22 protein-coding genes are annotated in these 26,364 nt (G+C 72.1%); 14 read left to right on the top strand and 8 right to left on the bottom strand.

Features of this window, described 5'->3' with window-relative positions:
- Positions 1–123: 123 nt before the first annotated feature.
- The 4 genes from HV826_RS18215 to HV826_RS18200 all read left to right on the top strand — a co-directional run bounded on the left by HV826_RS18215 (position 124) and on the right by HV826_RS18200 (position 9,300).
- The gene (locus tag HV826_RS18215) at positions 124–3,207 is read left to right on the top strand and encodes an MG2 domain-containing protein (protein WP_176418300.1); all 3,084 of its coding nucleotides are present in this window, start codon (positions 124–126) and stop codon (positions 3,205–3,207) included.
- The gene (locus HV826_RS18210; RefSeq protein WP_255217277.1) at positions 3,204–5,627 is read left to right on the top strand and encodes an alpha-2-macroglobulin family protein; all 2,424 of its coding nucleotides are present in this window, start codon (positions 3,204–3,206) and stop codon (positions 5,625–5,627) included. Before HV826_RS18215 ends, HV826_RS18210 begins: the two co-directional genes overlap by 4 nt.
- A 207-nt stretch (positions 5,628–5,834) precedes the next feature.
- Positions 5,835–6,872 carry an effector-associated domain EAD1-containing protein gene (locus tag HV826_RS18205; RefSeq protein WP_176418298.1) on the top strand — a complete coding sequence of 346 codons (1,038 nt, stop codon included), beginning with the start codon at positions 5,835–5,837 and terminating at the stop codon, positions 6,870–6,872.
- Between the two features lie 43 nt (positions 6,873–6,915).
- Complete coding sequence (locus tag HV826_RS18200) at positions 6,916–9,300, top strand: hypothetical protein (RefSeq protein ID WP_176418297.1); 2,385 nt, start codon at positions 6,916–6,918, stop codon at positions 9,298–9,300.
- Positions 9,301–9,310: 10 nt separating this feature from the next.
- Here HV826_RS18200 and HV826_RS18195 read toward each other — a convergent pair whose 3' ends face one another.
- Positions 9,311–10,120: an SDR family oxidoreductase gene (locus HV826_RS18195; RefSeq protein ID WP_176418296.1), complete on the bottom strand. Its 810-nt coding sequence runs from the start codon at positions 10,118–10,120 to the stop codon at positions 9,311–9,313.
- 113 nt (positions 10,121–10,233) lie between these two features.
- On the opposite strand from HV826_RS18195, the gene HV826_RS18190 reads away from it, so the two are divergent.
- Genes HV826_RS18190 through HV826_RS18180 form a run of 3 tightly spaced genes read left to right on the top strand, consistent with a single transcriptional unit; the run spans position 10,234 to position 12,175 of the window.
- Positions 10,234–10,914 (top strand): MotA/TolQ/ExbB proton channel family protein, encoded by a 681-nt coding sequence (locus HV826_RS18190; RefSeq protein ID WP_176418295.1) that lies wholly within the window; start codon positions 10,234–10,236, stop codon positions 10,912–10,914.
- Positions 10,915–10,917: 3 nt separating this feature from the next.
- Positions 10,918–11,352 carry a biopolymer transporter ExbD gene (locus tag HV826_RS18185; protein ID WP_176418294.1) on the top strand — a complete coding sequence of 145 codons (435 nt, stop codon included), beginning with the start codon at positions 10,918–10,920 and terminating at the stop codon, positions 11,350–11,352.
- A 16-nt stretch (positions 11,353–11,368) separates the two neighbouring features.
- Positions 11,369–12,175 carry an energy transducer TonB gene (locus HV826_RS18180; RefSeq protein ID WP_176418293.1) on the top strand — a complete coding sequence of 269 codons (807 nt, stop codon included), beginning with the start codon at positions 11,369–11,371 and terminating at the stop codon, positions 12,173–12,175.
- A 10-nt stretch (positions 12,176–12,185) separates the two neighbouring features.
- On the opposite strand, the gene HV826_RS18175 is transcribed toward HV826_RS18180, so the two are convergent.
- Positions 12,186–12,677 (bottom strand): MarR family winged helix-turn-helix transcriptional regulator, encoded by a 492-nt coding sequence (locus HV826_RS18175; protein ID WP_176418292.1) that lies wholly within the window; start codon positions 12,675–12,677, stop codon positions 12,186–12,188.
- A 184-nt stretch (positions 12,678–12,861) separates the two neighbouring features.
- On the opposite strand from HV826_RS18175, the gene HV826_RS18170 reads away from it, so the two are divergent.
- Positions 12,862–14,256 carry a TolC family protein gene (locus tag HV826_RS18170; protein WP_176418291.1) on the top strand — a complete coding sequence of 465 codons (1,395 nt, stop codon included), beginning with the start codon at positions 12,862–12,864 and terminating at the stop codon, positions 14,254–14,256.
- A gap of 121 nt (positions 14,257–14,377) precedes the next feature.
- Positions 14,378–14,587, top strand: a complete 210-nt coding sequence (locus HV826_RS18165; RefSeq protein WP_176418290.1) for a hypothetical protein — start codon at positions 14,378–14,380, stop codon at positions 14,585–14,587.
- A 15-nt stretch (positions 14,588–14,602) separates the two neighbouring features.
- On the opposite strand, the gene HV826_RS18160 is transcribed toward HV826_RS18165, so the two are convergent.
- The gene (locus tag HV826_RS18160; RefSeq protein WP_176418289.1) at positions 14,603–15,652 is read right to left on the bottom strand and encodes a Rieske 2Fe-2S domain-containing protein; all 1,050 of its coding nucleotides are present in this window, start codon (positions 15,650–15,652) and stop codon (positions 14,603–14,605) included.
- Here HV826_RS18160 and HV826_RS18155 point away from each other — a divergent pair.
- On the top strand, positions 15,630–16,685 hold the full coding sequence (locus HV826_RS18155; protein WP_217917920.1) for a DUF547 domain-containing protein: 1,056 nt from the start codon (positions 15,630–15,632) through the stop codon (positions 16,683–16,685). The two genes, HV826_RS18160 and HV826_RS18155, sit on opposite strands and share 23 nt — an antisense overlap.
- On the opposite strand, the gene HV826_RS18150 is transcribed toward HV826_RS18155, so the two are convergent.
- Positions 16,641–19,466 (bottom strand): HAD-IC family P-type ATPase, encoded by a 2,826-nt coding sequence (locus HV826_RS18150; protein ID WP_176418288.1) that lies wholly within the window; start codon positions 19,464–19,466, stop codon positions 16,641–16,643. The genes HV826_RS18155 and HV826_RS18150 overlap by 45 nt on opposite strands.
- A gap of 132 nt (positions 19,467–19,598) precedes the next feature.
- Positions 19,599–20,684, bottom strand: coding sequence for a Gfo/Idh/MocA family protein (locus tag HV826_RS18145; protein WP_176418287.1), 1,086 nt, complete (start codon positions 20,682–20,684; stop codon positions 19,599–19,601).
- A 123-nt stretch (positions 20,685–20,807) separates the two neighbouring features.
- Here HV826_RS18145 and HV826_RS18140 point away from each other — a divergent pair, with 123 nt between their 5' ends.
- From HV826_RS18140 to HV826_RS18125, 4 genes are all read left to right on the top strand, one after another.
- Positions 20,808–21,977, top strand: a complete 1,170-nt coding sequence (locus HV826_RS18140; RefSeq protein WP_176418286.1) for a HEAT repeat domain-containing protein — start codon at positions 20,808–20,810, stop codon at positions 21,975–21,977.
- Positions 21,977–22,963, top strand: a complete 987-nt coding sequence (locus HV826_RS18135; RefSeq protein WP_176418285.1) for a HEAT repeat domain-containing protein — start codon at positions 21,977–21,979, stop codon at positions 22,961–22,963. The genes HV826_RS18140 and HV826_RS18135 overlap by 1 nt, the downstream gene beginning before the upstream one ends.
- A gap of 50 nt (positions 22,964–23,013) precedes the next feature.
- A complete protein-coding gene (locus HV826_RS18130; protein ID WP_176411369.1) occupies positions 23,014–23,562 on the top strand; it encodes a peptidase M23 in 549 nt (182 codons plus the stop codon).
- Between the two features lie 209 nt (positions 23,563–23,771).
- Positions 23,772–24,311 carry a VOC family protein gene (locus HV826_RS18125; protein WP_176418284.1) on the top strand — a complete coding sequence of 180 codons (540 nt, stop codon included), beginning with the start codon at positions 23,772–23,774 and terminating at the stop codon, positions 24,309–24,311.
- 7 nt (positions 24,312–24,318) lie between these two features.
- On the opposite strand, the gene tpx is transcribed toward HV826_RS18125, so the two are convergent.
- Genes tpx through HV826_RS18110 form a run of 3 tightly spaced genes read right to left on the bottom strand, consistent with a single transcriptional unit; the run spans position 24,319 to position 26,363 of the window.
- A complete protein-coding gene (gene tpx, locus HV826_RS18120; RefSeq protein WP_176418283.1) occupies positions 24,319–24,834 on the bottom strand; it encodes a thiol peroxidase in 516 nt (171 codons plus the stop codon).
- A 32-nt stretch (positions 24,835–24,866) separates the two neighbouring features.
- Positions 24,867–25,799 (bottom strand): ROK family protein, encoded by a 933-nt coding sequence (locus tag HV826_RS18115; protein WP_176418282.1) that lies wholly within the window; start codon positions 25,797–25,799, stop codon positions 24,867–24,869.
- Between the two features lie 12 nt (positions 25,800–25,811).
- Positions 25,812–26,363 (bottom strand): NADPH-dependent FMN reductase, encoded by a 552-nt coding sequence (locus HV826_RS18110; protein WP_176418281.1) that lies wholly within the window; start codon positions 26,361–26,363, stop codon positions 25,812–25,814.
- Position 26,364 lies beyond the last annotated feature (1 nt).

Here is a 26,364-nt window from a genome sequence, read left to right as displayed (position 1 = left end):
GGATTTGGGCTTGGGCGCTGACAAGGGGCGGTGACCCTAGCGCACCGAATCGCGCCACGCGAAGAACGGGGGGCTCTTCAGGGCCCGCCTTCCCGGCATAGAGTGGACGGAAGGGGAGAACCGATGACAATCCGCTTCCGGCGCCGCCGGCTGCTGGGAGGAGGACTGGCTGCGTTGCTCGTGGGGGGCGCGGTGGCCTTTGCCTCCTGGGACGTCTGCCTTTCCGCCTGGGTCCTGCGAGGAGTGAAGGTGCCGAGCTGTCCCGACGGACAGTTCCGCCAGGTGGTGGAGGTCCATGGCTCCGGCCTGGCGCGCGGCGACACGGGGCAGGTGTTCGTCGTGACGCACGCGCTGGCGCCGCACCCGGAATCCGGCCAGATGATGAAGGCCCCGGTGACGAAGGCCACGGCCGCCATGTTCCTGGTGGACGGGGCGGGGAAGGAGACGCCGCTTCCCCTGGCCCAGGAGACGGACTGGACGCGCACCCAGGACGACCGGGGGCTGTCGGCCCGCGTGGTGGTGCCGGAGGTGCCGGACGGTGACTACCAGCTCCGGGCCCGCGTCACCTCGCCGCTGGGCACGGACACCGTGGATGCGCCGCTGCCGCTGTACGCCAATGCCCTGGCGCATGTGCTGACGGACCGGCCCCTGTACGAGCCGGGCCACGAGGTCCTCTTCCGCGCGGTGGTGCTGAGGGCCAAGGACCTGGCGCCGCTGGATGGGCGGCCGGGGACGTGGGTGGTGCGGGATTCCACCGGAGAGGTGGTGCTGGAGGAGCGCGCGCCGGCCGGGCCCTGGGGCGTGGTGGCCGGGCGCTTCCCGCTGGACCGCGGCGCGCCGCAAGGGACGTGGACGGTGAACTGGGTGAGCGGCGGGGCGCAGGCCTCGGCGTCCTTCGAGGTGAAGCCCTTCACCCTGCCGCGCTTCCGCGTGGAGGCGCGCAGCGCCCGGCCCTTCTGGCGCGCGGACGAGGTGCCGGTGGTGGATGGGCAGGTGACGTATGCCTCGGGCGCGCCGGTGGCCGCCGTCGAGGTGAGCCTGACGTGGGATGTCCAGGGTGACTGGCCCGCGCCGACGGAGTGGCAAACGGGAGGCCTGCCGGACCGCGCGCGCACCGACGCCGCGGGGCGCTTCCGCCTGTCGCTGCCGCGCGTGCCCATGGACCTGCGCGGGCAGGCGCGGCTCGTGGCGCGGCTGGTGGCGCGGGACGCGGCGGGAGACCGCATCGAAGGCGGCGTGTCGCTGCTGCTGGCCGAGGACGCGCTGCAGGTGTCGGCGGTGACGGAGGTGGAGGGCGGCCTGGCGCCGGGCTTCAACAACCGCGTCTATGTGCGCGCGACGACGGCCGCGGGGCAGGTGCTGCCGGGCACGGAGCTGACGGTGAAGCGCGCCTGGGACCCGCGGGACGAAGGCGTGCGCGCGGTGACGGACGAGGACGGCGTGGCCGTCTTCCAGCTGGACCCCGGGCCGCCCGTCAACGTCGTGGTGCCGCCCATGCCCGTGCGTCCGCCGCCGCCCGAGCCCACGGTGCGGCTGGGCCAGACGCGCAGCCTGCTGGCGCCGGGGATGGAGGCCTCGCTGGAGGACCTGCTCGCGCTGGAGAAGGCGTTGCCCGCGCTCGTGCCCTGTGCGCGCTTCGTGACGCGCGAGCAGGGCGAGCTGGATGTCGAGCTCGGCCTGCGCGTGAGTGCCTCGGGCGCGGTGCTGGACGTGGTGACGGGGGCGTCGCCGCTGCCCGCCTGCGTGGCCTCCGTGCTGCGTTCGCGCACGCTGCCCGCCGGGCGCGAGCGGGTCCTCCAGGTGGACCTGAGCGTGCGCGACCCGGGCCTGCCGGAGTTGGAGTTGGAGGTGGATTCGGCCCATGGCGCCCCTGAGTCGCTGGTGGCCGCGCTGGCGGACGCGGCCCGCGATGCGCGCGCGTGTCTGCCGCGGGACCTGAGCATGGAAGCCCCGCTGCCCGCGGCCTTGAGCTGGCGGCTGGGGAAGCGGGGCCTGGAGTCGCTGACCTGGGTGACGCTGCCGAAGCAGTCGGGCGCGCTGGCCGCGTCAGCCCTGCCCTGCATCCAGGAGCGCTTCGCGCGCGTCCGGCTGTCCGATGCGGCGCGGACGGAGGATGCCCTGGGCGTGGCGCACCTCACCGCCCAGCCATCCGCCGGAATGGGGCGCCAGGGCGTCGCCCAGGCCACCACCTTCCTGGGCTACGAGCTGAAGGTGAGCGGCACCCAGGGGGGAGAGGCCGTGGGCGAGACGAAGCTGGTGCTGCGTCCGGCGGAGGTGCCACCCACGCGCCTGCGCGCCACGCCCGTGCTGGCGCGCGGCGGCGAGGAGGTCCGCATCGAGCTGCTGCGCGGTCCCCGGTTCGCGGGCCCGCTGCCCGACACCCTGGCGCTCCAGGCGGGCAACCAACGGCTGGAAGCGAAGGTGGACAAGGCGACGCGCTCGGTCCGCTTCAAGCTGCCCGAGGACTTCGAGGGCTGGGCGATGACGGCCTGGGAAGGCGCGCAGGGCCGGGTGTACGTGGCGCCGCGCGCGCAGCTCTCCGTGGAGGTGACGCCGGACAAGCCGCGCTACGCCCCCGGCGAGCTGGCCCGGCTCCAGCTGCGGACGCGGGTGGATGGCCAGGACGGACCGGCGGCGGTGGGGCTCTTCGGCGTGGATGAGACGCTGGCGCAGCTGGCGCCGCTGCCAGGGCCGGACGCGCTGGGACAGCTGCGGCCCGTGCCCACGGTGTCCTCGCCGGCCTTTGGTGTCCTGGACGGCCAGGCGCTGGCCATGGGCCGCATCCGCGGGGCCAACGCGGCGTCGGCGGCGGTGCTGCGGGTGAGCGACGTGCCTCGGCGCGAGCACACGGAGCCCCGCGTGACGGTGAACGCCGTGACGGCCTTCGAGCCGGAGTCGGAGCTGACCGAGCCCTTCTACACCGTGCTGGGGGAGCTGCACGCGCAGGTGCGCGCCTGGGAGGAGAAGGCCCCCGAGGGGCAGACGCTGGACCCGGCGGGCATGGCCCGGTTGTGGGAGGGCGCGCTGGCGGCGTGTGAGCAGCGAGGTGACAAGGTGACGGATGCCTTTGGCCGCCAACTGAAGCTGTCGCGGCTGCCCGTGGACCTGCTGGCCCTCACCGACCCTCGGGCGGTGGTGTCCAGCGGCACGCGGCTGCCGGAGGACGTGGAGAACTGGAACGCTTGGGTTGCCCGGGAGGCGCCATGAATCGCTCGTTCTTCGCCGGGGTGGGCTGCTCCCTGGCGACCCTGGTGGGGTTGGTGATGTTCGTGGCGCTCTTCGGTGACAACGTGCGGCGCCTGTTCGGCGCTTCGGCGGAAGCGCTGGCGGGTGAGCCCGCGCCTCAGGCGACAAAGAGTCTCCGCGCCTTTGGACAGAGCTCCGCGTACGACGGCGAGCAGGAGGTGATGGCCGACGCTCCGGTCATGGCGGGGGCGCCGATGGCGCTGGAGGAGATGCCCGCGTTCGCGAACAAGCCCCGCGGCGCCCTCTTCGGGCTGGCCGCCGAGGGCTCGTCGAAGGGCGGGGGCGGCGCGGAGGCGGACGCCACGCCCAGCCGCGCCTGGTTCCCGGAGACGTTCCTCTTCGAGCCCCTGGTGGTGACGGACGCGTCCGGCGTGGCGACGGTGCCGGTGCGCGTGCCGGACCGCCTCACGCAGTGGCGGGTGCTGGCGCTGGCGCACTCGCGCTCGGGCGCGCAGTCCGGCACGGTGACGTCCTTCACGGGCACGCTGCCCACGTACGTGGACCCGGTGCTGCCGGCCTTCCTGCGCGTGGGCGACGCCGTGCGGATGCCGGTGCAGGTGATGAACACCACGGACGCGGCGGTGGAGGCGTCCTTGAAGGTGGAGGTGCCGGGCGCGCTGGTGGAGGGCGGCAGCCGCACCGTGCGCGTTCCGGCGCGCGGCAGCGTGGTGGAGTACGTCACGGTGCGGGTGGCCATGCCGGGGCAGGTGGCGGTGCGCGCGGCGCTGGGCGCCACCGACGCGGTGGTGCGGGACTTCCCCGTGTGGTCCACGGGGCGACCGGTGATGGAGACGCGCGGTGGCACGCTGGCGGCGCCGCGCTCGCTGTCGCTCTCCGGGGCGGTGGACGCGCAGCCAGGGAGCGAGCGCGTCCGGGTGCGGGTGTTCCCCGGCGGGCTGGGCGTGCTGCGCTCGGAGCTGCTGAACGCGAGCGCGCGCGAGGACGTGTCCGGCGTGGCCTATTCGCTGCTGCTGGCGGGCCGCGCGCCGCGGCTCCTGACCGCGCTGGGGGAGACGCGGTCCGCGGAGGCGCTGAAGGCGCTGAGCACGCCCGGGCAGCGGCTGAAGGCGCCCGTGCCTCCGGAGCCCGGCGAGGTGGACGTGGAGTCGGTGCGGACGGGGCTGATGCGGGCGACGCAGCGCGCGCTGCGGTGGAGCCGCGCGCCGGACGTGGCCACGGCGGCGCTGTTGGCGGAGGGCGCGTTGGCGCATCCGGACAACCCGGTGCTGGCCCGCCTGGGCGAGCGGCTGGCCGCGCAGGTGGCGGCGGCGCAGCTCCCGGACGGCACCTGTCAGGGCGGCTCCGGCTGGACGCTCCAGCGGCTGCTGGTGGCCACCGCGGACTGCACGCGCGCGGTGACCGCGGCGGCGGTGACGCCGGAGGGCAAGCGCCGCGCGGCCTTCTTCACCGCGCGGGCCTCGGGCGCGCTGGAGCGCAACCGGGCGCACGTCAAGGACGGCTACACGGCGGCGGCGCTGCTCGCGAGCGGCGCGGTGACGGGCTCGCTGCGCGACTCACTGCGCGAGCAGGTGCGGGACGCCGTGCAGCGGCGCGACGAGGGCGCCGCGTTCCTGCCGGTGGAGGAGGGCGTGGTGGACGCCGCGGGCGGCACGCCGACGGAGGCCGAGGCCACCGCGCTGGCCGTGCTGGCCCTGGAGGGCGACGCGAAGGCCCCCGTGGCGGACCTGGGCGCCGCGTTGCTCGCCAGCTACGAGCCAGTGAATGGCTGGGGAAACGGGCGCGCCAACCGCCTGGCGTTGCAGGCCGTGGTGTCCCTCTTCCGGGAACCGCTGCCCGCCCAGGTGCGGGTGGTGCTGGAGCGGGATGGCCAGGTCATCACCGAGGGCACCTTCGACGCCAAGGCCCTGCGCGAGGTGATGTCGCTGGAGGCGGCGGCGCCGGGCTCTGGCGGCGCGCATACCTGGACGGTGCGCGCGGAGCCCGCGGTGCCCGGGCTGGGCTACGCGCTGGCGTTGAGCGCCGCGGTGCCGTGGACGCAGCAGGCACAGGCAGGTCTGGAGCTGTCCGTGGAGGTGCCCTCGGACGCGAAGGTGGGGCAGCCGTCGGAGGTGACGCTCCAGGCGTCCACGCCGTCAGGCCTGCCGCTGGTGATTCGCCACGGGCTGCCCGCGGGCGTGCAGGTGGACACCGCCAGCCTGGAGGCGCTCGTGCAAGAAGGGAAGGTGGCGTCCTGGGAGAGCGAGGATGGCGCGGTGACGCTGCGGCTTCATCCCCGAGGGCCGGGCGAGCCCTTCCAGGCGCGCTTCCGCGTCATCCCGACGCTGGCGGGCACGCTCCAGGGAGGCGCGTCGTCGCTGATGGCCCTGTCGCGGCCTGACCTGGTGTCCTACGTACCCCCCGCTACGTGGGCCATCCGCTGAGGGGAAATCGCTGTCACTTCCTGCCCCCCGGGCCACTGCCCTGGCGCCGGGAGGCGCGTTATGTGTCGACTCGTGGTGACTTCACGGGCCTCCAGGAAATGTAGTCCGCGCTCCCAACTGGGCACCCACGCAGGGGATGCACAGGTTTCCCAGCAGCAACACGGAGTCGCAACCGCTCCCAGGGTTGTTTCGTCGTGGGTGGCAAGCATGGAGCTCGACGGCGCGGAGAGGGACGAGCTACAGCGGGCGCTGACCAGCGCGTTTGCCTCGGTGGAGCACCTCCGCCGGGTCGTGGCCGCCACCTGCCGCAGGGATTTGGAGGCGCTGGGCATCTCCGGCGGGCTGCGTGAGCGCGTCTTCACGCTCATCCACATGGCGGAGGCGGAGGGCTGGCTGCGCGAGTTGATTCGCGGCGCCTACCAGGCCCTGCCCCGGCACCCCCGCCTCCAACGCTTCGTGCAGGTGTACCTCGCGTCCGTCCAGCGCAGCATCCCCCGCGTCGGACTGGAGCGCATCTTCGGCAGCGGCCGGGCGGACGCCGAGCGCGAGCGCTGGCGCAAGCGCCTGACCTCCATCGAGCGGCAGGTGTGCCGCGTGGAGCCGGAGGTGGGCGCGGCGCTGGGCACGGGCTTCCTGGTGTCCCCCAACGTCGTGCTCACCAACTTCCACGTCATCGAGAACAGGCTGCTGGAGTCGCTGCGGGTGCGCTTCGGCCGCAAGGTCCTCCAGGACGGGACGCTGCTCCATCCGGGGACGGTGTACCGCGTGACGCGCTGTCTGGCGCGCAGTCCCTACAGCCCCGCGGACCTGATGCACCCGCGTCCGCGCGATGCCACGCCGGGCGAGCTGGACTACGCCTTCCTCGAGGTGGCGGGCGTGCCCGGCGAGGACCTGGTCGACGGGGAGCCCCGAGGCTGGCTGGCGCTGCCCGACTCGCGGGAGTCCTTCACGCCCGGCAGCCTGGTGCTCATCGTCCAGCACCCGGCGGGCCAGCCGATGAGCGTCGCGCTCGATGAGTTCCTGGGCGTCAACCCGGGCCGCACGCGCGTGGCGTACCGCGCGTGTACGGGGCCGGGCTCCTCGGGGGCCCCCTGCTTCACCCAGGACCTGCGGCTGGCAGCGCTGCACCACAGCGGCGGGCCTCGTGTCCCGTCCGCGTCGGTGGGACACAACGAGGGCATCCCCATCGACACCATCCGCGGCAGCCTGTCCGGGAGCATGTTGAACCAACTGGGCTGGGCGTAGGGCGCGAAGTGGAGGCATGGGGGGCGCCTGATACAGTCAGTGAATGCGCTTTGCTGGCACCCGTCCCGCCGTCACCCACTCCGCGTGGGGGCTCGTGCGTCTCCCGGCCCTGCTCCTGTTGCTCGCCCTTCCTTGGAGGGCCAGCGCCGAGCCCTCGCTGCGCGTGGCGGGTGCCTCCGCCAGCAACGAGGTGAAGCTGCGGACGGCGTCGGAGGACTTCCGGCACGTGCTGCGCGTGGACCTGCTGGGCGCGTCGGAGGGGGGCGGCGACGTGGCGGTGGCTGGCGGCGTGGTTCGCGGTGGCGACGGTGAGCTGCCCGGGGGCGTGACGGTGCTGGTGGATCCACTCCAGTCCCAGGACGGCGTGCAGGTGGCGTTGCAGGCCGTGGTGAAGGAAGCGGAGGCTGGGAGCGCCACGGTGCCCATCTCCACGCGGCGCCCCATTCACGTCGAGCTGACCGGGCGCCTGCCCGTCACGGGTGACTACACGGGCCACGTGGTGCTGGTGCACGCGCGAGGGCGGGAGACCACCGCGCTCATCGTCACGCGCGTGCAGGCGGTGCCCGCGGTGCAGTTCATCGCCACGTCGCCGGCGGTGACGTCCGCGGGCTGGGGCTGGGGCTCCATCGACGCCACCGTGCGGCTGCCGTTCAAGGAGACGGCGGGCGTGGGCGGCGTCGTGTCGGTGCCCCAGTTGCTGCAGCTTCAGCGCAAGGCGCCGGACATGGACTCGGCCCTCATCCAGCCGCGCTTCCAGGGCGTGCGCTTCGCGCTGGAGGGCGGGAAGCCGGATGGCGGCAACCTGGACATCACGTCCCTGGAAGGCGGCCTTCCCGTGAGCGCGCATGGGAGCGGCGCGCTGCTCTTGAGCCTGCGGGGCCTGGAAGGGCCGGGGGAGTACACCGGCACCGTGCGCCTGTCGGTGCGCTCGGGCCTGCCGGTGGAGCAGCCCTTCACCTTGTGGGTGAGCTCGCCCTGGCTTTGGGGCGCGTTGCTCATCGCGGCGGGGGCCGTGTCGTCGTTCGGCGTGCGCCTGTACTCGCAGCGCATCCGGCCCCGGACGCTGCGCTTGCAGCGGGTCATGGAGCTGCACCGCCGGCTCCAGGCCGTGGTGAGCGGGCAGGGGGCTCGGGCGCGCGAGGTGGGGCAGGTGATGCTGGGACAGGTGAACGGGCTCGCGTCGGAGATTCGCCGGCCGGTGCGAGGCATCCGCGTGGGCGACGAGGCGCTGACCGCGCTGGAGCCTCGCCTGCGCCTGTATGGCGCGTGGTGTGACACCTCACGCAAGCTGGATGTGCTCCCGGCGGAGCTGCGCCCGGAGCAGGCGAGCCAGTTGCTGGCGGAGGTGGAGGGCGCGCTGCGCGCGGAGGACAGCGCAACCGAGCGTCTGGACAGCCTCGCCGCCAAGGTGCGGGAGCTGGACGTGGACGGGCTGGCGCGGGCCGGGCTGGAGGCGCGGTTGCAGGACATCGACCGGCAGGCGCAGACGCTGGTGGACCAGCACGGTGGAGACTCGCTGGGCTTCCGGCTCAAGTTCGAGCTGATGTCCCCGCTGGAGTCCGTCCGGAAGCAGCTGGCCCAGGGCGCGCTGGACGCGGCCCGGCGACAGCTCGAATCCGCTCGCCGCTCCTACTTCGACATCCTGTGCGAGGAGCTGTCCGAATCCCTGGCGGCCCGCACGCCGCCGCGCGGCTTCACGGAGGAGGAGTGGGCCGCCCTGACCCAGCGCGTGAAGTCCCTGCTGGAGAGGGCCCGGGAGCGGGCCAACACCAGCGTGGATGATGCCGTCCGCATGTACCAGGGCGCGCACGCCGCCTATGTGCGCCAGCTCATCGAGGAGATGCGCGGCGCGGTGGACGAGGCGCGGCAGGTCAGCGAGTCCGACGCACAGACGCAGGCGCTCGAGGAAGTGGAGGCGCTCCTGGGCGAGGCCCAGGGCCTCCTGGTGACCGCGTCATCGCACGAGGCCGCGGTGAAGTATGGCGAGGCGCGCGTCCGGTTCGTCTCCGCCAGTCAGTCCCAGCGGACGGCGAGGAGCATCCTCCTGGAGTCCGCGTTGGGTGATGTGGGAGCGGGGGCGCCCTCCGTGCCTCCGCCCACCGCGCCCAGCGGCGGCAGCATCCCCGCGCTGCCGGAGGCGCCCGCGGGGGCGCCCGCGCTGGGCGACTTCGAGGGCATGCCGCTGCCATCGCCCCGTCACATGTGGCTGGTGGAGCTGGGCGTGCTGGCGCTGCTCACCACGGTGGCGGTGGGGCTGGGGCTTCAGTTGCTCAACGTCTTCTCGCCCACGTGGGGCGGCTTCGGCGCGGGCATGACGGCCTTCCTCTGGGGCTTCGGCCTGCACCAGGTGGGCAACGCCACCTTCGAGGGAATCACCGGGCTGCTGACGCGCGTGGAGCGGCCGGCCACGCCTCCGCCGGCCGCCTGAGCCGCGCGGACTACCGCTGCCGGTCCTGGATGGCCTTCGCGGCGATGCGGTCCACCACGCCCGGGGCCACCAGCTTGAGGAACTGGGCGACGCGGGCCTTGGTCGTCATGACCACCTCGCGCTCGCGCCGCTCCATGGCGCGCAGGATGATGGCCACGCAGGTGTCCACGTCCATGTTGCCCGCGCTCTCGTCGTGCTTGCTCTTCCGCACGGGCTGGCCGTCCGCGCCCAGCGCGCTGTCGCGGATGTTGGTGGCGACGAAGCCGGGGCACACCACCGTCACGTCCACGCCGGTGCCGCGCAGCTCGATGCGCAGCGAGTCGAAGAAGCCGTGCATGGCGTGCTTGCTGGCCGCGTAGCCGCTGCGGTTGGGCACGCCTGTCTTGCCCGTGAGGGACGACACCGCCACCACCAGCCCGCGCAGGGCCTTGAGGTGGGGCAGGGCGTGGTGGGTGCAGTACACCGCGCCCAGGTAGTTGATGCGCATCAGCCGGTCGAAGAGGGACAGGTCCTTCACCTCGTCCACGCGCGCGTCCATCGTCACGCCCGCGTTGTTGACGAGCACGTCGATGCCGCCGAACGCCTCCACCGCCCGCTCCACCAGGCGGCGGCAGGCCTCCGCGTCACCGACATCGGTGGGCACCACCACCGCGCGCCCGCCGGCTGACTCGCACCGGGCCTTCACTCGCTGGAGCGCTTCCTCGTTGCGCGCCGCCAGCACCAGGTTGGCGCCGCGTCCGGCCAGCACCACCGCCAGCGCCTCGCCGATGCCCGCCGAGGCGCCCGTGACGACCACCGTTTTTCCTCGCATGGCGGGCATTCTGGCCCCTCGCCGTCAGAGGGGCCCGGAAAAAATCCGACCACCGGGTGACACTTCAATTCGGGTCCGGTGTTTCGGTCGCGCCAACGTGTTTTCGCGACAGGAAAGACACCATGCCGTCCATCGCCGTTCTCGCCCAGGCGCACCCGGAGCAGCTGGGCTGGCTCAGCAGCAAGCTGCTGGGGGTGACGCTCACGTCCGCGGAGTGGGTGCTGTGGGTGCTGGTGTGTCTGTCGGTGCTCTCCATCGCCATCATGCTGGAGCGCACGGTGTACTTCGCTCGTCACCGGCTGCCGGACTCGGAGGCCCTGGCGGTGCGGCTGTCGCGCGGAGAGCTGGACGCGGTGAAGGCCGCCATCCAGGGGCGTCAGGGCATGGAGGCCGCCATCCTGCGCGAAGGGCTGGCGTGCGCCGACCAGGGCGCGGACACGGTGGAGCAGGTGATTGCCTCCACGCTGTCGCGTGAGCGCCCGCGCTACGAGCGCTTCCTGTCGTACCTGGGCACGCTGGGCAACAACGCGCCCTTCATCGGGCTGTTCGGCACGGTGCTGGGCATCATCAAGGCCTTCAACGACCTGGGGAAGATGAACGCCCAGGGCGGCGGCGGGGCCATGCAGCAGACCGTCATGGCGGGCATCTCCGAAGCGCTCGTCGCCACGGCCGTGGGGCTGGCGGTGGCGATCCCGGCGGTGGTGGCCTTCAACGTCTTCAGCCGGCAGCTCAAGACGCTCACCAGCCGCGCCAACGCCTTGGGCCACGCGCTGGTGGGCAGCCTCCGCGCGGAGGCCCGTTAGGCCATGGCGGGCGGCGCGCAGGACAACGACGACGAAATCACCGGCATCAACGTCACCCCGCTGGTGGACGTGGTGCTGGTGCTGCTCATCATCTTCATGGTGACGGCCAACTTCATCGTCCGGGAGACGGTGGAGGTGGACCTGCCCCGCGCCGCCAACGGCGGTGAGACGGTGCAGGGCCTGGTCAACGTGGTGCTGGACAAGGAGGGCAAGTTCTTCTTCGACGGCGCCGAGCTGACCGAGAAGCAGCTGGAGGCGAAGGTCGCCGAGGCGGTGGCCAAGGACAAGGACACGCGCGCCATCATCAGCGCCGACCAGTCGATACCCTACGGCCGCGTCATGCGGCTCATCGACGTGGTGAAGGGCCAGGGCATCGCGAAGTTCGCGCTCAACATCGAGAAGGACGTGGCCCCCGCGGCCACGCCCGCGGCGCCATGAGGCGAGGCGTCACTTCATGAGTCAGGCGGTCCTCGACAACAGTCCCACGACGCCCGCGCACGACCGCTCGCTGGCAGTGGTGGGCGTCTTCCTGCTCGTGTCGCTGGGGCTTCACGTCGGCGGCTTCTGGGCGCTGGGTGAGGGCGACTCGCGCTCGCGCCCCTTGCCCAGGCGCCCCGTGGAGATGGTGATGGTGGAGGTGGTGAGGCCGCCCCCGCCCCCTCCCGAGGCGCCGAAGCCGGAGGAGCCGCCCAGGCCGCCGCCCCCCAAGCCCAAGGTGGTGAAGCCGCCGCCGGTGAAGGTGGCCGAGGCCCCCAAGCCGCTACCGCCGCCGCCCGTGGACTTGCCGCCGCCGCCCAACGACACACCGCCCCCGGAGCCGCAGGCCAAGCCGCCGCCGCTCATCGTCGGCATGACGATGTCCTCCACCACCAGCGCGGGCTCGTTCGCCGCGCCCGTGGGCAACACCGCCTACGGCAGGACGGGCCCCACCGCGAAGGACCCCAAGGACGTGAAGGGGTACAGCGCGCCGAAGTACGCGCCCATCTACCAGGTGGACTCCGAGCCCACCGTGGCCTCTGAAGTGAAGATTCCCTACCCGGAGGAGGCGCGCCGCGCGGGCGTGGAGGGCACCGTGACGCTGTCCATCACCATCAGTCACGAGGGCAAGGTGACGGCGGTGAAGATTCTCAAGGGCCCCGGCTATGGCCTCAACGAGGCGGCGCGGGACGCCATCCGCCGCTTCCGCTTCAAGCCCGCAATCAAAGGCGGCGAGCCCGTCTCCACGGAGATGAAGTACTCGTACACCTTCCTGCTGGACTGACGCGGGGCGCCTACTGCGCGCCCAGCGCGCGGCGCATGATGTCGCGCAGCGCGCACAGGTCCTCCTCTGGCAGGCCGCAGATGGCGGCCGGCGGCTCGAAGATGCGCTCCAGCAGCCGCTCGCGCAGCGCCGCGCCGTCGTCCGTCAGCACCAGCATCTTCACCCGCCGGTCCTGTTCGGAGCTGCGGCGCACCACCAGTCCGCGCGCCTCCATCCGGTCCACCAGCCCCGTCACGTTGGACGCGTCGCACGACAGGTAGGCGGCCAGCGTGCTCATGGCCAGCGGCCCTTCCCCCAACTGCCGCAACACGTGCGCCTGCACCGGCGACAAGTCGAACTCCGCCGCCAGAGCGGGAAAGTTGCGCATGTGCGTGTGCATCAGCTCGAAGAGGAGGGTCCACGCCTGGCGTGGCAAGTCACCCCCAGGTCCGGCTTGCCCGAGCCCACTCCCCGGCTTCGTCTTCCGCTCCAGTTGCTCGCCGCTCCCGTTCATGCCCCTCATGTTATGTCACCTGAATCACCTAAACAATTGACTTCATCAACTATTGAGGGATACTACATTCCGGAGCTTCCAAATTCGGACGTCATGGACTATGGCTGCCGACCCGAGGCTCGAACCCGTAGAAAGTCCATCCCGGACGCAGTGGCCCCCCTCGGCGCGGGCCCTTGAGGAGGTAGAGGCGGTCATGAGTTCATTCCTGGCGCTGTCCCTGGCTGCCACCCTGGCCGCGGCACCGCCGCCTACGCTGACCCTGGAGGACGCGCTCAACCGCGCCCGCAAGGAGAACCTGGACCTCAAGGCCGCGCAGGCCCGCCTCGCGCAGGCGGACACCGCGTCGCGCAAGGCCTGGGCCGGCTACCTGCCCAACGTGACTGTCAACGGCGCCATCGTCCGCAACTCCGTCGAAGCGGTGATTCCGGCGGGTCCGCTCGCGCCCGTGGAAATCGTCATCCAGCCGCGGGTGCAGTTGCAGGCCCAGGGCCAGGTGCGGCAGGCCCTCATCGCCCCGCAGCTGTGGGCCGGCATCCAGGCCGCCTACAAGGCGGAGCGCGTGGCGGAGCTCAACGTGGAGCAGGCGCGGCGCGAAATCTTCTTCGGCGTGGCGCAGGCGTACTACGGCACCGTGGCGCAGGCGCAGGCCGTGGCGGTGCAGGAGCGGCTGGTGGAGCTCAACGGCGCGCGCGCCAAGGACACGCAGGTCCGCTTCGACGCGGGCACGGTGACGCGCGTGGCGCTGCTGCGCGCCGAGCAGGACCTGGCCCGCGCGGAGCAGGACCTCATCCGCGCGCGCAACGCGGAGGCGTCCGCCAAGCTGGTGCTGGCCACCCTGCTGGCGCTGGACGACCCGAACTTCGACGTGGCGCCGCCGCCGGAGCCCCAGGTGCCGGAGAAGACGGACACCGGCGTGCTCGTCGAGCGCTCGCTCGAGCAGCGCGCGGACGTCGCCGCGGCGCGTGAGTCCGTGGAGCTGGCGCAAATCAACAAGCGCGGCGTGTGGCTCAGCTACCTGCCCAACGTGCAGATCTCCGGCACCTACAACATCAGCAACGCGGCGGGCCTCGTGGGCTCCAACCGCATCTGGCTCATCACCCTGGGCGCCAGCTGGACGTTGTGGGACGGCGGCCTGCGTGAGGCCAACCTGCAGGAGGCCTCGGCCGTCATCGCGGAGAACCGGGCCCTGCAGCGCAAGGCGGAGCTCACCGCGCGCCAGGAAGTGAACACCGCGCAGCTCGACCTGGAGAGCGCCCTGGCCAACCGCCTCAAGGCCTCGCAGGCCGTGGAGCTGGCGCGCGAGTCCCAGCGCCTCACCGAGGTCGCCTTCAAGGAAGGCGTGGCCACATACCTGGAGGTCGCGGACGCGAACACCGCGCTGACGCAGGCGGAGATTGGCCTGGTGGGTGAGCGGCTGCAGGCCTCTCTCGCCGGCCTGCGCCTGCTGCGCGCGGTGGGCGTGTTCGGCGCCCGTCCCCTGACGGCGGACCTGAAGGTGGAGGACTCGGAGGCGCCGTTCCTCCAGCCGCTGCCGGAGCAGACGCAGCCGACGCAGGAAGGGCCGGCGGACGCTCCCCGGCAGCAGTAGCCCCGCCGCGCGGCATCCCGGCGCCCGCCAGGAAGGCGGGCGCCGAGCGCCGGTTGTGAGCGGCCTTCGCCGACCCCATCCTCGTTGAGAGAGGCATCACACCCTTTCCGAGGAGGACGTCATGGCGGAAGGACAGTGGGGCAACTGCAAGGGCTGCCGTTACTTCGCCAACCAGAACCCCCAGAGCGCTGGCGAGACGCACCGCTGCATGCAGCCGGAGCTGGCCGAGTTCGAGCTGAAGCTGTCCGGAGAGAGCGGCTGCAACGCCTACGAGGCGCGCACCGGCGTGGCCGCTCCGGCGTACGAAGCGCCCTCCCCTTCGCTGCACTGAAGCGCGAGCGGGCCCTCAGCGGCCCGGGGCCTCGCGGGTGAGCGGCACCACGGCCCCCGTCATCTTCGGGCCGGCGCCGTAGTAGATGCGCTCCAGGAGCCGCCGCTGGTGCACCAGCGGCGCGTCGAAGCGGTCCAACCGCATGCCCTTGTGGCTGTACGGCGTGTCCGCCACGGTGGTGATGAAACGCGCGTCGTCGCGCACCTCCCACCAGGTGAGCGCCATGGCCGCCCGCGCCGCCACCGGGAGCAGCGGGCGCAGCAGCGGCTGCTCGGTGCGCAGGAATGAGAAGACGTGCAGGCGCGTGGTGCGCGCCGTCTCCGGCACGAAGAAGATGTTCGCCCGGGTGATGAAGGGGCGCGGCGAGCCGTCCGGCGCCACCCAGCAAATGGTGTACTGGCTGCGCACCGGGTCGAAGCGCGTCACCCAGTCGTTCTGGAAGAGGTCGCCGTCCCGCACGCCCAGCACCGCCATGATGGGCGCGGGCCGCTGCGGGGCGCGGTAGTGCACCTCCGTGCGGTCCTCCAGGTTGCGCGCCTCGAACTCCACCCGGCCCGCGTTCGGGTCGTCCCACCCCAGCCGGGTGTGGACGTAGGGCGTATGCTCGTCCTCGCTGAAGTTGTCGAGCGACACGTGCAGCGGCGCCGCGAAGTGCGTGGAGAACGCGCCGCCAAAGACGTAGCCCTCATCGCCCATGTCGGGCATGGCCGAGAGCGGCGTGTCCCACTCGGCCAGCCAGAGGTAGCCGTAGCGCTCCACCACCTGGAAGCTCCGCGCGTCGCAGTGGCGCAGCTCCGGCTGGCTGGGGTTGCTGCCCCGCCCCTGCGCGTCGAAGCGCCAGCCGTGGTACGGACACTGGAGCCGTCCGTCCGCGCGCACCGTCCCCTGGGACAGCGGCGCGAAGCGATGAGGGCAGGCATCCGCGAGCGCCGCGGGCTGCCCCGCGCCATCCCGGAAGAGCGCGTAGGCGCGGCCCGCCACCTCCACGCGGACCGGCCGGGTGCCCAGCGCGCGAGCGGAGAGCACCGGATGGAAGTGACGGATGACCTTGGGGGTAGGCTCCATGAGCGCCCAGTATAAGTCGACGACTATCCCGGCTTGGAATGGACTCCGAGTTACGCGGGGTGAACTGGAGGGCCGGGCAGCCCCCTTCCCCCTGGGATATGCTCTCGCCCCCGTGGCCACCCCTTCCGCACCTCGACGCCGTCCCCACGTCCTCGCCGTGCTGCTCGCCGTGGCCGCGCTGCTGGGCGCGGGAGGCGCGCTCCACGTGCAGGGCCTGCTGCCCGCGCGCGTGCCCACCCCGTCCACCCCGTTCAGCTACCAGGACTACGAGAAGGTGCTGCGGCACGTGCGCCCCGACGGGGACGTGGACTTCGCCTCGGTGGGGCGCGAGCGGGAGACGCTGGACGGCTTCGTCGACTCGCTGGCGTCGTTCTCCCCCCACAACCGCCCGGACGTCTTCCCCACGCCGGAGGACGCGCTGGCCTACTGGCTCAACGCCTACAACGCGCTCGTGCTCCAGCAGGTGGTGGACGGCTATCCGTACCTCGAAACCGTGCAGCAGCCCTGGCTGGGGCGCTTCTTCTGGGGCCGCTCCTGGCCGGTGGGAGGGGAGCGGCTGACGCTGTGGGCGCTGAAGAACCGCGTGCTGCGCCGCGAGTTCGTCGACCCGCGCATCCACCTGGCGCTCTTCCAGGCCGCGCGTGGCGGCCCCCGGCTGGACGGCTCGCACTTCCAGCCGGAGTTCCTGGACTCGCAGCTCAACGAGGCCGGGCGCCGCTTCGTGGGAGACCGGCGCAACGTGCGGCTGGAGCGGGACACCGTCTACCTGGCGTCGCTCTTCGAGGAGTACCGCGAGGACTTCCTCGCCGCGCTGCCGGAGGGGCGCGGCGGCAACGTGCTCCAGTTCGTCTGGGCCTTCCTGCCGGACACCTGCGAGGAGCGGCCCGGCTGCGACACCCGCAGTGACCTGGACCGCGCCTGCGGCCCCCGGCTGGACCAGTGCCACATCGCCTTCATGGCGCAGGACTGGACGCTGTCGGACGCCGCCTCACGCGGACGCGCGCTCGCGCAGCCGCGGGGCGCCGCGCCCTGACGAAGCGCCCGTGCCCTCCTTGCGCTGCCGCAGCCACTTCTCCAGCCCCACCACCGGCAGCACCACCGCGCCCACCAGGATGGACAGGCCCACGTCCTCCCAGCCCAGGGGCGCGGTGCCGAACACGCGCTGCATGAAGGGCAGGTACATGAAGGCCACCTGGAGCAGCACCAGCAGGCCCATGCCCACGAACACCGAGCGGTTGCTGAAGAGGCCCACCTTGCGCACCGGGCCCATGAGGCTGCGGCACATGAACAGGTAGAACATCTGGAAGCTGATGACGGTGTTCACCGCCATCGTCTGGGCCTCGGCCAGCGCGTGGGCCTGCCCGGTGCGAGGAATGTCCCGGCGGAACTCCCACAAGAAGAGGCCGATGGCGCCCGCGGCCATCAGCAGCGCCACCAGCCCGGTGCGCATCAGCACGAAGCGGTTGAGCACCGGCGCCCCGGGGGCCCTGGGCGCCCTGCGCATGACGTCCGGCTCCCGGGCCTCGAAGGCCAGCGGCAGCGCCAGCGACACCGTGGCCACCAGGTTTATCCAGAGCAGCTGTGTTGGCAGCATGGCCATCAGCGGCACCAGCCGTCCCTCCACCTCCTGGATGGGGAAGAGGGACACGCCGAACAGCAGGATGAGCGCCAGCCCCAGGTTGGTGGGCAGCACGAACGCCAGCGACTTGATGAGGTTGTCATAGACGCGCCGCCCCTCCTCCACCGCCGCGACGATGGAGGCGAAGTTGTCATCCGTCAGCACGATGTCCGCCGCGTCCTTCGCCACCGCGGTGCCGGTGATGCCCATGGCCACGCCGATGTTGGCCTGCTTGAGCGCGGGCGCGTCGTTGACGCCGTCTCCCGTCATGGCCACCACGTGTCGCCGGCGCTGGAGCGCGCGCACCAGCCGCAGCTTGTGCTCGGGCGCCACCCGCGCGAAGACGTTGGAGCGCAGGGCCACCTCCTCCAGCGCCGCGTCCTCCGTGACGGCCAGCCGCGCGCCGGGGATGCCCTCCTCGTCCGGCTTCAGTAGCCCCAGCTGCGCGCCAATGGCTGCCGCCGTGGCGGGGTGGTCACCGGTAATCATCTTCACCGTGATTCCCGCTTCGTGGCAGGCGCGCACCGCGGCCATGGCCTCCTCGCGAGGCGGGTCAATCATCCCCTCCAGGCCGAGCAGCCGCAGGCCGCCCTCGACGTCCTCCATGCGCAACGCGGCGTGTGACACCGGCACCTCGCGGGAGGCCACCGCGAGCACCCGCATGCCTTGCCGCGCCAGGCCCTCCACTTCCGTCAGCACCGAGCTGGAGGAGAAACCCTCCTCCAGGACGCAGCGGCGCAGGACGACCTCCGGCGCGCCCTTGAGCAGGATGCGGCGGCCTCCCTTCCCGTCGTCGTGCAGGGTGGCCATGAACTGGTTCTCCGACTCGAAGGGGATGGCGTCCACGCGCGGGTGCGCCTGCCGCGCGTCGTCCACGCGCATGCCCGCCTTCTCCGCCGCCACCAGCAGCGCGGCCTCGGTGGGGTCGCCCGTCATGTCCCACTGTCCGTCGCGGTGTTGGAGCGCGGAGTCGTTGCACAGCGCGCCCGCCAGCAGCAGCTCGCGGACGTCCGGTGGAGGCGCCTCCACCGGCTGGCCCTCCCGCGTCAGCGTCCCCTTGGGGGAGTAGCCCACGCCGCTGAGCGCGTAGCGCCCGTGGGTCGTCCACAAGGCCTGCACCGTCATCTCATTGCGGGTGAGCGTGCCTGTCTTGTCCGTGCAGATGACGGTGGTGCTGCCCAGCGTCTCCACCGCGGGCAGCTTGCGGATGACGGCGCGCCGGGCGGCCATGCGTTGCACGCCAATGGCCAGGGCGATGGTGACGATGGCGGGCAGGCCCTCGGGAATCGCGGCGACGGCCAGCGCAATCGCCACCACGACGGCCTCGCTCACCGCGTAGCCGCGCACCAGCCCCACCGCCAGCAGCGCGGCGGAGATGACCAGGATGCCCAGGGTGATGTACTTGGCGATGACGGCCAGCGCCTGGGTGAGCGGCGTCTGGAGGTCGGTGGCCTCATGGAGCAGCGTGGAGATGCGGCCCAGCTCGGTGGCCTGCCCGGTGGCCACCACCACCGCGGTGGCGGAGCCGGACGTCACCAGGGTGCCACCGAAGAGCAGGCTGGTCCGGTCTCCCAGCTCCACGTCCTCCGGCACGGGGGCCACGGCCTTCTGCGCGGGCACGGACTCGCCCGTGAGCGCGGCCTCCTCCACCGTGAGGTTGCGCGCGGTGAGCAGCCGCATGTCCGCGGGCACCTTGTCCCCCGGCGCCAGCTCCATGACGTCCCCTGGCACGCCCTGCGCCGCGGGGACCCGCAGCTTGCGGCCCGCGCGAATCACCGTGGCGTTCTCCGGCACCATGCGGCTGAGCGACTCAATGGCCTTCCCCGCGCGGTACTCCTGCACGAAGCCGATGAGGGTGTTGAGCACCACCACCGCGGCCACCACCAGCCCGTCCGTCACCTTGCCCATGATGACGGCCAGCACCGCGGAGGCGATGAGCACCCAGATGAAGGGGCTGTTCACCTGCCGCCACAGCAGCTTCAGCGGGCCATCCCCCTGGGCGCGCTCCAGCACGTTGGGCCCATGGCGTGACAGGCGCTGGCGCGCTTCCTCGTCCGTCAGCCCTTCCGCCGTGCTCTCGAGCGACGACAGCACCTGGTCCGGCGGCAGCGCATGCCAGGGGGGCTTCGTGCCGGCGGGCGGCCTGGCGGGCGCTGGTACATCCGGTCGCTCGGGTGCGGCGGGCAGTTCTTTCATCCGGTGGCTCCTTCCCACCCAATGTGGCAACGGTCGCGCGCATCTCCACCTGGGCAGGGGGCGGGTGGCCATCACCCCGCGACGGTCAATGGGTCCAGGAGGCGCACGAGATTGTGAAGCAGGTGTGCCGCATCAACTCCCGGAGGACAGGCAGACCCACCGGCGCTCCACATGGGAGCGCCGGGCCGCGTCCAGCACCTGCTGGTTGCGCCAGCCGTCCTCCAGCGTGGCCGCGTCCTCCACCGAGGCATGGCCTTCGCGCAGGGCCTGCGTCAGCGCCCCCGCCAGCAGGAGAAAGCCGCGCGCCCACTCGTTGTCCGGCAATCCAGGTGGCAGCGGCGGCTCCTCGGGGAGCGCCACCCGCTCCCAGGCACGCACCCCCACCGTGGAGCGCCACAGCTCGCGGCCCTCCACGCGCAGGCCCCCGCGCGCGCAGGCCACCTCGACGCCGTGCACGGGCTTGCCGGGGGCCACCATCGACAGCTCGATAGCGGCGGTCGTCGCGCCGAAGCGGAGCAGCAGCCGCGCCTCGTCGTCGCTCGTCACCGGGCGCGCCTGTCCCGTGAGCGCCTCCGGCCGCTGGGACGTGTGCGTGGTGAGCTCGCCCAGCACCGCGTCGGGCTCGGCGCCCAGCAGGAAGCGCAGCGTGTCCACCGCGTGCGAGCCGATGGCGCCCAGCAGGCCGCCTCCCTGGGACGCGTCCGACCACCAGTCCCACGGCCGCTCCGGCGAGGCGCGGTTGTCGTTGCGGTAGAAGACACGCGCGCCGCGCACCGCGCCCAGCTCACCGGAGCGCAGCAAGGCCCGCATCCGCTGCCGCGCGGGCAGGAAGCGCAGCTCATGGTCCAGCAGCGCCAGCACACGCCGCTCACGGGCCATGTGCCACATGGCCGCCGCCTCCCTCGCGTCCAACGCGGTGGGCTTCTCACACAGCACCGCCTTGCCCGCCTCCAGCGCGGCCAGGGTGATGTCCCGGTGCAGCGCGGGCGGCGTGGAGATGCACACGCACGCCACCTCCGGCCGTGACACCACCTCACGCCAGTCCGTCGTCACATGCGGGACGCCCAGCCGCCGGCCGGCCTCCTCCACCTTCTCGCGCCGCGCGCTGGCCAGGCTCACCACCTCCACGCCCGGCAACGCGCGCAGCGCGGGGATTTGCGTGGTGCGCGCGAAGCCCGCGCCAATGACGCCCATTCGAACCGTGCGTGTCGTGGACATTTCCGCCCCCCTTGAAGCGATGACGCGGCGCACAGGCTGAGTTCCGTGGGTTCTCATTGCCAAGGACCTCAAATTCAAAGTATTCAAGAATTCGCAGTATTCACCGAGTCAGCCCCCCACCTGATGACTTCCAGAAACCTTCGTTGGACCGTGGCCGCGGGCGTCCTGCTGGTCGCGGCGGCCGTGGCGTTGCTGTGGCCACGGACTGGCCCCTCTCTTCCTGGCGAGCCCGGAGCAGCCGAGCCCACCGCCTCCGCGGCCTCCGGTCCTCGCGGCATGCCCGGCGCTGGCGTCCCAGGCGCACCGCCCACGGAGCCCGAGCCCGTGGTGGAGCAGATCCCCATGCCCGGGTGCTGGGACGGCCTGCACGCCTTCGACGCCGCGGTGTCCATGGACTCGTTCCGGCAGGCGCTGGCGACGGCCATCGGCAACGGCGACCGGTACCTGGCGGCGTACCTCCAGGAGCGGCTGACGGAGCTGGTGGGCAACGACGCGGCCCGCGCGCTCCAGGTGCTGGAGTGGGCCAAGGGCGCCAGCGGACCGGAGCTGGGCATCTACATGGACGCGCTGAAGGCCGCGCCCGCGGTGCACGCGCAGCAGGTGGCGCAGGGCCTGCTGAAGCTGGGCGAGGACCCCGGCGCGCCCCTGCAGACGCGCTCCGCCGCGCTGGACGCGCTGGAGACGCAGCGGAAGCTGGCCCCGGGAGACATCCAGCGGCTCAAGAAGCTGGCGCTGGATGAGACGCTGGACTCCACCGCGTGGGTGGCCACGCGCACACTGGGCCGGGTGATGAAGGAGGACCTCGAGCGCACCGGCAACTACGCGCCCTACTGGAAGGAGCTGCTGGACATCAGCGGCTCGTCCGACGACATGGCCGTGCGGCTGCTCGCGCTGGAGATGCCGTCGTATTCGAACCCCCTTATCGGCTCGGAGTCCTTCGACTCGCTCAAGCGCATCCTCTCCAGCGACCGCGAGCGGGACGTGCGGGAGATGGCGGCCTTCCGGCTGGGCGTCACCAGCGAGCCGGACCAGGCGATGGAAATCCTCAGCGCCGCCTTCCAGGCCGAGCACGACCTCTGCGTGCGCTGGGCCATCTTCCGCTTCACCGTCCGGGCGGGCGGAGAGAAGGCGCTGCCGCTGCTGGAGCAGTTCGCCGCAAAGGACCCGCGCTTCACGCAGGACTACCTGGAGTTCAAAGCCCTCTACGCGTCGGGCACGGTGGACTTCGCCCGCATCTGGCTGGGCAAGCGCGAGCACCACAACTGCCTGGTCGAGGAAGGAGCGCCGCACTGATGTCACCCCTGTCGATGAAGCGAATGGGGCGCGCGGCGCTCCTGGTGGCCCTGTCGTCCCTGCTGCCCGTGACGGCGCGCGCCGAGCTGACGCTCCGCCCCGCGCAATGCACGGTGCAGGGCATGCTGGACGACGTGCGCGTGGCGATGAAGAACGGCTCCCCCGCGCTGAAGCGCTACGTGAAGATGCGGCTGAAGGAAGCCGCGCTCGCCATGCCCGCGGAGTCCCTGCTGGCGGCGCTGCAAGGTGAGCGGGACCCGGAGGTGCTGGAGGCGCTGGGCGTGGCGCTGGCCACCAAGGCCAGCAACGCGGAGAACCCCGGCCTCATCCAGCCGCTGCTCGCCCGAGCCACCGGGGACTCGGACCCGGCGCTGCGGGCGGCGGCGGTGCGGGGCCTGCGCGGCGTGCCCTCCGTCGAGTTCATGGAGAAGAACGGCGGCGTGGTGACCTACGAGCAGCTGGTGCGCGACGCATCCCCCGAGGTGCGCGCGGCGGTGGCGGACAACATCGTCTCCGAGAGCGCGGACGTCTACAGCGGCCATGACCGCCGGGTGTCGGAGGCGGCGGTGTCGGTGGCGACGGCGTCCGAGGACCCGGCGGTGGCGGCGAAGCTGCTGCGCGAGGTCTCCATGGAGGCCGTGGGGCACGAGGCGGTGGAGCAGGTGACGCGCCAGCTGCGCTCGGACAGCCCTGAGCTGCGCGCGGCGGCGGCCACGGCGCTGGGCGGCGTGCCCGGCGGTGAGTCCGCGGGTGCGCGCGGCTCGCTGGTGGACCTGTTCCGCGAAGACAAGGACCCGGCGGTGCGCAAGGCGGCGCTCCAGGGGATTGCCCGGCTGGGGCAGGCCCACGCGGTGCCCGTGCTGGAGTCCCTGCGCGGCGTGGACCGCGCCATGGACGCGGAGATTGACGCCTGGGTGTCCGTCCTGAAGCTCAACCTCCAGGAGTGGGAGTTGGTGCTGCGCGAGAAGCAGCGCCGCCGGAGGTGACCCCTGCTTCACCGCAGTACGCAGCGCAACACCAACGAGGGAGTCTCTTGATGAAGACGATGAAGCTGACCATGGCGGGCCTGGTGCTCGCCGCAGCGGGCTGGGCCACCTCCGTCACGGCCGCGACGGCAGTGGGTCCCATCTGTGACACCGCCGCGCGCGTGGGGTCCACGACGTACTACTCGTGCTCGGGCGGCAGCCACAACGCGCTCGACATGAGCAACGGCACCTGCAGCGTGTGGAACCACCGCGGGATGATCAACGTCAGCCGCTACTACGCCTACTACGGCGGCTGTGCGAACAACTGCAGCGGCGGCACGAGCTGCAACGGCGGCGCGGGCAACTACTACGTCGTCACGGGCGGCAGCGGCTGGGACTTCCGCCAGCTCCACCTGAACTCCAACGTGTCGTCGGGCTCCAAGACGTGCGACCGCTGCGCGCTGGGGCTCGTGGGCTCCACGGGCAACTCCACGGGCGCGCACGTCCACGCGGACAACCGTCAGTACGGCACGCGCAAGACGGCCTGGTACGCCAACGTCGGCACCACCTGCGGCTCCAGCGCGTACTGCAGCAACCGCGTCGGCACGCCCACGCTGTAGTCACGCCGCAACCTGTTTCACCCACACCCCGCCCCGTCCCGGTGCCGCGAAGCACTGGGGCGGGGCTTCTCGTTCCCAGGCATGGCCCGCCCATGAATGAACACCCGCCCACCCCGAGGGGCACCACACATTGACGGGACACTTCATCCCACCGCACCCTGGATGACCCAGCAGTCTGGCGTTCCATCCCATTCAGGAGCGTGCGCGCCATGCCTTCGGCCTCTCCCGGAGTACGCGGCATCGACCATGTCGGCATCACCGTGCCGGACCTCAATGTGGCAACGGCCTTCTTCATCGAGGCCCTTGGCGCCGAAGTGCTCTACGACAGCCTGGAGAAAGGACAACCGCCCCAGGAAGGCGCGGACCTGCAACGGCGCCTGCGCTTCCTCTCCGGCTCCAGCATCCGCGCGATGCGCATGCTCCGCCTGGGCAACGGCGCCAGCATCGAGCTGTTCGAATACACAGCCCCCGAGCAGCGCCCGCCAGCGCGGCCCAATGACCTGGGCATCCAGCACCTGGCCGTCTACGTGGATGACATGGACGCGGCGCGCGCGCGCTTCCAGGCGGCGGGGGGCGAGGTCTTCTCGAGCCCCCACGAACTGCCAGCGCTGGAGCAAGGCCCCGGCAACGCCTTCTGCTACGCCCGGGCACCCTGGGGCACCCTCATCGAACTCATCACCTACCCGTCGCCCCAGCCCTACGAACAGCAGACCGCGCTGCGGCGTTGGAAACCACCCCAGCGCGGCTGAGCCAACGTCACAGCGCCGCGCGAACCGCCTTCATCGCGCCGTCGTAGTCCGGCTCGTGCGTCATCTCCGGGACAATCTCCCGGAACACGACCTTGCCCGCACGGTCCACCACGAAGGTGCTGCGCGCCAGCAGCCCCAGCTCCTTCATGAACACGCCGTACTTCTCACCGAACTCGCGGTCCTTGTAGTCCGACAGCGTGGTGACGTTCTGGATGCCCTCGGCGCCAATGAAGCGCCCCAGCGCGAAGGGCAGGTCCAACGTGACGAACCACACCTTCACGTCCGGCCCCAGCGCCGTGGCTTCCTTGTTGAACGCGCGAAGCTGCGCCGCGCACACCCGCGTGTCCACGCTGGGCGCCACGCTCACCACCACCACGCTGCCCTTCGCGTCGGACAGCCTCACGGCGTCGTTGAGCCCCTTGAAGACGGTGAAGTCCGGAGCCGCGTCCCCCACCTTCACCTCGTCTCCCACCAGCGTCACCGGCTGACCCTTGAACGTGACGATGCCCTTGTGCTCGGCCATGGAATGCCTCCTCCTCTGGAAAGGGGCGCGGACTACTTCACCAGCAACGCCGCGCCAATCAGACCGCTGTCGTCTCCCAGCTCCGCGTCCGCGATGAGCAGGCCCTCGCGCGACGTGGTGGAGGACCAGGCGCGCACGCCCTCCTCCACGCGGCGCCGCAGCCCCGGGCAGTGCGTCAACACGCCACCGCCCAGCACCAGCCGCGCCGGGTTGAGCATCGTCACCTGGTTGGCCACGGCCAACGCGAGGAACTGCGCCGCCCGCTCATAGACTTCACGGGCCGCCACGTCGCCCGCCTCCGCCGCCTGCTCCAGCGTCACCGGGGTGATGCGCGCCGGGTCGCCGCCCGTCAGCCGAGCCACCTCGGGCGAACCCCCGTTGGCGAGCAACTCCCGCGTCTGCGCGATGAGGTTGTGGCCGCCGACGTAGGCCTCCAGGCACCCCAGCTCACCGCAGCCGCAGCGGCGTCCGCCGGGAACCACCTTGATGTGGCCCAGCTCGCCCGCCACGCCGCCGCCGCCATCCACGAGCCGCCCGCCCGCGATGATGGCGCTCCCCACGCCCGAGCCCACGAACACCACCAGCATGTCCTGGGAGCCCCGGCCCGCGCCGGCGTTGAACTCGCCCCAGGCCGCCGCGGACAAGTCGTTCACCACGCGCACCGGCTGGCCCAGCCGGGCCGTGAGCAGCGCGCCCAGCGGCACGTTGCGCCAGCCCAGGTTGGGAGCGACCGACAGCACGCCCGAGTCCTTGTGAATCTGCCCGGCGGCCGCCACGCCGCACGCGCTCAGTGGCACGCCGGCGAGCTTCACCGCGTCCGAGACCGCCTGGGCAATGGTCTCCACGACCCCCGAGGGACTGCGCTCCACCAGGGCCACCTTCGAGGCGGTGATGAGCCTGCCCACCTCGTCCACCACGGCGGCGCGGGCAAACGTCCCCCCCAGGTCGATTCCGAGCGTTGGCATGGGCGCGTCCTCTCAGGGATTCAGCTTGGAAACCAACGCGGCCGCCAGGCCTTCTACTTCCTTCTGGCGCGCCTCGTCCTTGAGCTTCCCGTCCGGAGTGAAGGCCTCCGACGCGCGGGCCAGGTGCACCTGCGTGGGCAGCACGTGCGCCCCCACGGAGGCCATCACCTGCCGCAGGTGCGGCTGCATGCGCGCGGTGCCGAAGCCGCCGGGCGTGGCGCCCATCATCGCCACCCACTTCTCCTGGAAGAGCCTGCCGGGGGGGCGGGACACCCAGTCGATGGCGTTCTTCAGACCGCCCGGAATGGAGGAGTTGTACTCCGGGCTGGCAATGAGCAGGCCCTGGGCCTTGCCCAGCCGCTCGCGCAGCGCCTCCACGGGAGCGGGCAGGGCCTTGGCCTCCACGTCGCCGTCGTAGACGGGCAACGCCAGCGTCTTCAGGTCCACCACGTCCACCTCCGCGCCCAGCGCGCGGGCGTGGGCGACGGCGATGTCCAGGAGCTTGCTGTTGAAGCTCCCGGTCCGGAGGCTGCCACTGATGGCGAGGATGCGCGGCGTCGTCATG

The organism is Myxococcus sp. AM010, from assembly GCF_013372585.1.
Taxonomy (GTDB): Bacteria; Myxococcota; Myxococcia; order Myxococcales; family Myxococcaceae; genus Myxococcus; species Myxococcus vastator.
The sequence above is the reverse complement of the archived record's forward strand: the minus strand, read 5'-3'. Positions and strand labels throughout refer to the sequence as shown.

Excerpts from the sequence above, each read along its gene's own strand:
- HV826_RS18215 (WP_176418300.1), top strand. The coding sequence starts at position 124 with ATGACAATCCGCTTCCGGCGCCGCCGGCTGCTGGGAGGAGGACTGGCT.
- HV826_RS18210 (WP_255217277.1), top strand. The coding sequence starts at position 3,204 with ATGAATCGCTCGTTCTTCGCCGGGGTGGGCTGCTCCCTGGCGACCCTG.
- HV826_RS18205 (WP_176418298.1), top strand. The coding sequence starts at position 5,835 with ATGGAGCTCGACGGCGCGGAGAGGGACGAGCTACAGCGGGCGCTGACC.
- HV826_RS18200 (WP_176418297.1), top strand. The coding sequence starts at position 6,916 with ATGCGCTTTGCTGGCACCCGTCCCGCCGTCACCCACTCCGCGTGGGGG.
- HV826_RS18195 (WP_176418296.1), bottom strand. The coding sequence starts at position 10,120 with ATGCCCGCCATGCGAGGAAAAACGGTGGTCGTCACGGGCGCCTCGGCG.
- HV826_RS18190 (WP_176418295.1), top strand. The coding sequence starts at position 10,234 with ATGCCGTCCATCGCCGTTCTCGCCCAGGCGCACCCGGAGCAGCTGGGC.
- HV826_RS18185 (WP_176418294.1), top strand. The coding sequence starts at position 10,918 with ATGGCGGGCGGCGCGCAGGACAACGACGACGAAATCACCGGCATCAAC.
- HV826_RS18180 (WP_176418293.1), top strand. The coding sequence starts at position 11,369 with ATGAGTCAGGCGGTCCTCGACAACAGTCCCACGACGCCCGCGCACGAC.
- HV826_RS18175 (WP_176418292.1), bottom strand. The coding sequence starts at position 12,677 with ATGAGGGGCATGAACGGGAGCGGCGAGCAACTGGAGCGGAAGACGAAG.
- HV826_RS18170 (WP_176418291.1), top strand. The coding sequence starts at position 12,862 with ATGAGTTCATTCCTGGCGCTGTCCCTGGCTGCCACCCTGGCCGCGGCA.
- HV826_RS18165 (WP_176418290.1), top strand. The coding sequence starts at position 14,378 with ATGGCGGAAGGACAGTGGGGCAACTGCAAGGGCTGCCGTTACTTCGCC.
- HV826_RS18155 (WP_217917920.1), top strand. The coding sequence starts at position 15,630 with ATGACCTTGGGGGTAGGCTCCATGAGCGCCCAGTATAAGTCGACGACT.
- HV826_RS18160 (WP_176418289.1), bottom strand. The coding sequence starts at position 15,652 with ATGGAGCCTACCCCCAAGGTCATCCGTCACTTCCATCCGGTGCTCTCC.
- HV826_RS18150 (WP_176418288.1), bottom strand. The coding sequence starts at position 19,466 with ATGAAAGAACTGCCCGCCGCACCCGAGCGACCGGATGTACCAGCGCCC.
- HV826_RS18145 (WP_176418287.1), bottom strand. The coding sequence starts at position 20,684 with ATGTCCACGACACGCACGGTTCGAATGGGCGTCATTGGCGCGGGCTTC.
- HV826_RS18140 (WP_176418286.1), top strand. The coding sequence starts at position 20,808 with ATGACTTCCAGAAACCTTCGTTGGACCGTGGCCGCGGGCGTCCTGCTG.
- HV826_RS18135 (WP_176418285.1), top strand. The coding sequence starts at position 21,977 with ATGTCACCCCTGTCGATGAAGCGAATGGGGCGCGCGGCGCTCCTGGTG.
- HV826_RS18130 (WP_176411369.1), top strand. The coding sequence starts at position 23,014 with ATGAAGACGATGAAGCTGACCATGGCGGGCCTGGTGCTCGCCGCAGCG.
- HV826_RS18125 (WP_176418284.1), top strand. The coding sequence starts at position 23,772 with ATGCCTTCGGCCTCTCCCGGAGTACGCGGCATCGACCATGTCGGCATC.
- tpx (WP_176418283.1), bottom strand. The coding sequence starts at position 24,834 with ATGGCCGAGCACAAGGGCATCGTCACGTTCAAGGGTCAGCCGGTGACG.
- HV826_RS18115 (WP_176418282.1), bottom strand. The coding sequence starts at position 25,799 with ATGCCAACGCTCGGAATCGACCTGGGGGGGACGTTTGCCCGCGCCGCC.
- HV826_RS18110 (WP_176418281.1), bottom strand. The coding sequence starts at position 26,363 with ATGACGACGCCGCGCATCCTCGCCATCAGTGGCAGCCTCCGGACCGGG.